Source organism: Desulfovibrio sp. TomC (genome assembly GCF_000801335.2).
Lineage (GTDB): Bacteria > Desulfobacterota > Desulfovibrionia > Desulfovibrionales > Desulfovibrionaceae > Solidesulfovibrio.
The window spans coordinates 1-5565 of the sequence record NZ_JSEH01000049.1 but is presented as its reverse complement, the minus strand read 5'-3'; the positions used below and the strand labels follow the sequence as shown (position 1 = coordinate 5565).

Genomic DNA, 5565 nt, shown 5'->3' with positions numbered 1-5565 from the left:
GGAATTTTGATTTCCCCACGCAGCCAGTCGATTACATTATCCACGCCGCTGCCGAAGCCAGCGCCGCCCTCAATCATGACGCGCCCCTGGTTATGTTCGATACTATTGTCGAGGGTACCCGACGGGTCCTGGAGTACGCTCAACGCAGCCAGACCCGGCGATTGCTGTGCGTGAGTTCTGGAGCCGTCTACGGCCGCCAGCCCGAGGATATGGTCTCCATGGCTGAGACCTTCGAGGGGCGGCCAGACCCGCTGGTTTCCGGCAATGCATACGGTATGGGGAAATGCGTGGCAGAATTTATGTGCGCAACAATTGCGGCGCAGGGGAGGTTGGTCATCCCTATCGCCCGGCCGTTTGCCTTTCTCGGTCCATTCTTGCCATTGGACAGGCATTTTGCCGCAGGAAATTTTCTGGCCGATGTCTTGCGCGGTGGCCCCATCCGCATTCAAGGGGATGGTACGCCATATCGCTCCTATATGTATCCCACAGATCTCGTGGAATGGCTCTTCACAATTTTGCTTCGCGGTGCATCAGGCAGGGCTTACAATGTAGGGTCTGACGAAGCCGTTTCCATTGGTGAGCTTGCTGCAGTCATGGCCGAAATAGCAGGCGGAATAGTCGTAACGACGGCTAAACAACCAGATCCTTCACGTTTGCCTTCGCGCTATGTGCCAAATATCGATCGATCCCGCCAGGAACTCGGATTATATGTGCGCGTTGATTTGCGCCAGGCCGTGAACCGTTCATTGATTTCGTACCGCAATCAAACCGCCAAGGAAGATATATGCCGTTAATCAGTGTTGTTACACCATGTTATAATGAAGAAGCGAATGTACACCTCCTTTACGAGAAAATTCGCTTAATATTTTCTACTCATTTTCCTGATTATGACTATGAGCATATTTATATTGATAATGCTTCGCGGGATACAACTGTCGCGCTGATTAAGCAGTTGTGCACTGTGGACAAGCGGGTTAAACTAATTGTCAACGCTAGAAATTTTGGGCACATCCGTTCTCCTTTTTATGGTATGCTGCAGGCTCGAGGTGATGCTGTTGTTCTGATGGCCTCGGATCTTCAGGACCCTCCGGAAGTATTGGTGGATTTTATTCGCCAATGGGAGGCCGGCTATAAACTCGTGTTGGCCATAAAGAAACAGGAAATAAATTCCCCGATTATGGGATTTATTCGTAAAAAGTACTACCAATTGCTAGAGATCCTGTCTGACGTCAGTATCACAAAAGATTTTACAGGATTCGGTCTCTATGATCGTATCGTCATAGAAGAACTACGGGCTCTTGACGATGCATACCCATATCTTAGAGGCATTATTTCTGAGCTTGGGCACGAAGCTGCGTTAGTCGAATTCATCAAGCCTCCTCGTCATGGGGGGATAACCCATAATAATTTCTATACCCTCTATGATATGGCAATGTTGGGAATAACAAACCATTCAAAAATACCGCTTCGACTGGCGACAATGTTTGGATTTGCAATGTCAGCTATAAGTATTTTAGTTGCAATCGGTTATCTCATTTACAAAATTTTATTTTGGGATGTCTTTGCTCTTGGAATGGCACCTATTATAGTGGGCATGTTTTTTTTAGGGTCAGTGCAATTGTTTTTTCTTGGCATTGTCGGTGAATATGTCGGTTCAATTCACACACAAGTATTAGCCCGGCCGCTTGTTATCGAAAAAGAACGTGTCAATCTTGATTAATTGGCTTGGCATATTTGCATCTTTGAGACATTAACTTTTTTTGATGAGATACTTCGGGAAATTTAAGACACAATGCGCTCGTCTAAGCCGACACCTAGGGGGAGAGCGCCAGATTAGACATACCGAAACTATCATCCCTAAGCAAACCATGCAAACAAATTACATTTTGTGGTTGGGCACATCTTGTGGAGTAGCGTTGGCCGAAAGGTTTTAGGTGCCCTTTCTGCGGTGATCTAAAATACTGCGTCGTCGGACTTAGAAGACTATTTCAAGGTATCTAGCTTAGAGTTGTTTCGCAGATTTGGCGTCACCAAAACAACTCCTGTAAAATTTTCAATAAACTCATAAGGAGATAGTTGATGTCTCATTTGGTGGAAAGCTAGTCAGTGGTGGATCGAGAAAAGCATCCTTTGTCACTACAGTTGGAACTGATGATCTGGTAAGATCTTTCAGGACAAAAATTTACCAAATAGGATAATTCCGAAGTAATGCGTTTGAACGGCTGTCCGAGACAATTATGCAGATGAACTCCTGCTGGTTACCTTTGGTTTACCTTTTTTCGTTGGAGTCAAAGCGGCTAGCTGCTAGCATATACCCGTTATGGGCAGTGGTGCAAAGTCCGTAAATAATCCTGTATTAAAGTCTATCAATACTTTACTTGACATTAAAAAGTCTACAAGACTCTCTGCCCCTATCTGGCAATTCTGCTCAAGTGCGTTCCTCGTTGCGTATCTAGCTTTGCTAGCGGATCTCGACAGGTCCAGAAGACGGCATGACCAACAACAGGACGATAGCTAAGCTTCACTGTGAATCTATCCCACCAAAAGGCATAAATTATGGCTGGTAACACGATTGATCACTTGCGAAGGAAAATAGCAATATTGTATTTATGTCGAGAGCTTGACGATCGGGAAGAGTTTTTAGGCTTAATAGAGAATATTTCCCGAAAACTTTCCTTATTACTACCGGACTTAAAAACTCAGGAGCAATCGGATCGCTCAAACCTTGAGTTTTATTTAGCGTTTCTAAAAAAATGGTCAAAAGAGAATCAAGGGAATTTTACTCAGGTTTTTTTATATGACAATGCACTGTTTTGTGTTTTAGATGCACTTAAGGAATTAGAAATTTTGCATACAAAACGATATGATGCGTTCAGAAATATTCTTGCTTTTTTTCATAAAAATAAACGTAGCTTCCAAAAAAGGGCTTGGTTTTTTTTGTTTTGCGTAACTGCTATTGCCTTTGGAATCTCAACCTCCCAAGTCTTGACGTCACGCTATTACGCTATTCAAGAGGAGATAAAGACGACTAAAATCAATGAAAACCTGTTAAAAACATTCTCTGACAGCAAGTATGCTTTTTTGATGTCAGAAAATATAAAGCTATCTGCCGAGGTCGATAGTGAAAATTTTCGCTCATTTTTATGGCTATTTGGGCCAACAACAAAATTACTGTTTTGGAGTAGCATCTCGCAACCCATGGAATTGGAGTATGCTTTTGTCAATAAAATCAAATATCAAGATTTTGACATATTAGTAAACGGGACAAAAATGGCCTCTTATAAAGATCTCCAAGTTGATAATTGGGCGAAAAATCCCAGGCTTGAAAAAATAAAATTCACAGCGAAACAAGGGAAAAATCAAATCGATTTTAACTTCAGCAAGTGGAATGGGAATGGTACAAGCATTGCAATAAATGAATCACGCCCACTATCTATCGCGTTTACAACGATGTCACTTATAAGTGTGCGATAATGCAATTAGCCACAAAACCAATAGCGGAACATTGTTCTACCATGTTCTTCTCGCATTTTAAAAAAAATGAACAAAAGCAGGACTATGTTAATGTTTTTTTGATTTTTTCTCTCATTTCTATATATCAATTGCTATTTTCAAACTCATTTTTCTTAATAACCGAAGGCTGGTTTACGGAGTATGCAAGGCTCATTCTTTTAGGAAAAAAACCTTATAAAGATTTTTTCCATATTCTGCCACCGACGTATGTGCTTTTGGTCGCTGTTATTCATTATTTGTTTGGTTTGAAATATATAACACTCCACTATTTTGGCATAGTTTGTGCCTCTCTCCAGTGCATTTTCATCTATGGCGGATTGCGCTTTCGGTTTGATACCATTTCTGCAGCAATAGGTTCTGTTGCCTATTTCCTCCTATTTCATTCATTTGATGTATGGATGAACTTTGATTTTGTTGAAATCACTTTTTTATTTTCTACAATATCTTTTTATTTATTTTTGTCGGTTCTATTTAACGTTTTCAAAACTAAAGTTTTTTCAGCAAAAATATTTATATACGATCTACTTGTTGGCGTATTTGTAGCTATGGTTTTTTTGACAAAACAATCCGGGGTAATTTTGTTCCTAGCTTTTTTTGCGCTTTATTTTATACCATATATCTACAACAAATCTTTTCCCACCTGTCTTAAGCTCCTTGGCGGATATCTTTTGGGGGTTTCTTTGCCTTGTTTTGGCATGATAATATATCTTAATTCTATCTTAAATGGAGATTTTACTACTTTTTTTGAAGATGTATTTTGGGGGGCAATGTCTGCTAAAGGTGGAGGCCAAACTATTCTATTTGCTTTTTTTAAAAACATTTATTTTACTAAACAATTTTTGTATACTCTTTGTTCATTTATTTTTTTTACTGCTTTGGTCGGTACATATATCACTCTTGTTTCTCTTTTAGGCATACGAGGATCTATTTGTTTTGCTTTAAAATCATGCAAGATCCGTGTAGCTAGATATATATATTTAGCTGACAAAGCGCGTTCTTTACTATTTTTCCCCCCAAATAAAAACTTTAAGACATACCTTTTTTATTTTGCATTTGCGTCTACTATTGCAACATGTATATATCTAAGTCCGTTTTGGATTTCATTGCTGCAGGGGTTCTATAAAAATATCTATGCGAGCTTGGTTGAAATATCTCATGCGTCGATTTTTGCTTTTGTATTTTACGGGCTATATGTTTTTTACAAAGATATTTACTCGGCAATATTTTTTATCACTATAGGTTTTTTGTCTTTTTCTTATCTCTTATACACTGGAGCATCAATGCATGGCATTCATGTATCTGCCGTAGCGATGTTATTTAGTGTTATTGTGTCTAGTCTTTATTCTTTGATAAAGCATATGAAATTGACAAGCTTGGTCTTTATTTTTGCGTTTTCTTTTCTTGCACTGCTATTTATGAATGATAAGCTTAAAAATCCATACTCCTGGTGGGGTGTCAACGCAGAAGACACTAGATTTCGCTTAGACTGCAAAACCAGTCCTTTTCCTTTGCTCGATGGCATTTGCTTAACTACTAAAGAAGAAGCTAAAATTCAAAGAGTAGTCGATTACATTTTAAAATACAGTGACAAATCTGAGCCCATTTATTGTTATCCGCATATCCCTGTATTTTACACGCTAACTGAACGTTATCCTCTAGACGGTGCCGTTCAATCATGGTTTGATTTTTTCGGTGACTTGCCTACCCTTCGTTTAGCTAATGATTTAATGCAAAAGACTCCTCCTGTCATTATTGTAGCAGAATTGCCCTATTCAGTTCTCAAAGAACATGAGATTGGATTTAAATCCAATGAAAAGCTAGCGCAACGGGATATATTGAAATCAATAGCAAATTTATGTAAAGAAAATAAAATTATTCTTGCTGCTCGGATTTATGACTTAAACGGGATTAACATATCCGTTTATATAAGAACTGACCGCTTTACAGGCCCAAGCTATAACGATTTTTTACATTGAAATAACATCATAAACCTAGGACCTGTTCACAATAGTCGAATTATTGCAGCCAGATGAAGGCAAAGACGAGATGCAA

At 39.4% G+C, this 5565-nt stretch carries 4 protein-coding genes and 1 pseudogene; all 5 read left to right on the top strand.

Going from position 1 to position 5565, the window contains the following annotated elements:
• Positions 1-794: NAD-dependent epimerase/dehydratase family protein (locus tag NY78_RS21335; protein WP_043640915.1), on the top strand; the 794-nt coding region annotated here is incomplete at its 5' end.
• Positions 785-1720: a glycosyltransferase family 2 protein gene (locus tag NY78_RS21330; RefSeq protein WP_043640912.1), complete on the top strand. Its 936-nt coding sequence runs from the start codon at positions 785-787 to the stop codon at positions 1718-1720. The genes NY78_RS21335 and NY78_RS21330, both read left to right, overlap by 10 nt.
• A gap of 206 nt (positions 1721-1926) precedes the next feature.
• Positions 1927-2001, top strand: a pseudogene (locus tag NY78_RS25940) (hypothetical protein); the annotation flags it as partial.
• A gap of 555 nt (positions 2002-2556) precedes the next feature.
• A complete protein-coding gene (locus NY78_RS25120; RefSeq protein ID WP_156181126.1) occupies positions 2557-3474 on the top strand; it encodes a hypothetical protein in 918 nt (305 codons plus the stop codon).
• Positions 3474-5489 carry a hypothetical protein gene (locus NY78_RS25115; RefSeq protein WP_156181124.1) on the top strand — a complete coding sequence of 672 codons (2016 nt, stop codon included), beginning with the start codon at positions 3474-3476 and terminating at the stop codon, positions 5487-5489. Before NY78_RS25120 ends, NY78_RS25115 begins: the two co-directional genes overlap by 1 nt.
• Positions 5490-5565: the final 76 nt, after the last annotated feature.

What these genes read in the sequence shown, in the direction of transcription:
- NY78_RS21330 (WP_043640912.1), top strand. Translation starts at nt 785, where the DNA reads ATGCCGTTAATCAGTGTTGTTACACCATGTTATAATGAAGAAGCGAAT.
- NY78_RS25115 (WP_156181124.1), top strand. Translation starts at nt 3,474, where the DNA reads ATGCAATTAGCCACAAAACCAATAGCGGAACATTGTTCTACCATGTTC.
- NY78_RS25120 (WP_156181126.1), top strand. Translation starts at nt 2,557, where the DNA reads ATGGCTGGTAACACGATTGATCACTTGCGAAGGAAAATAGCAATATTG.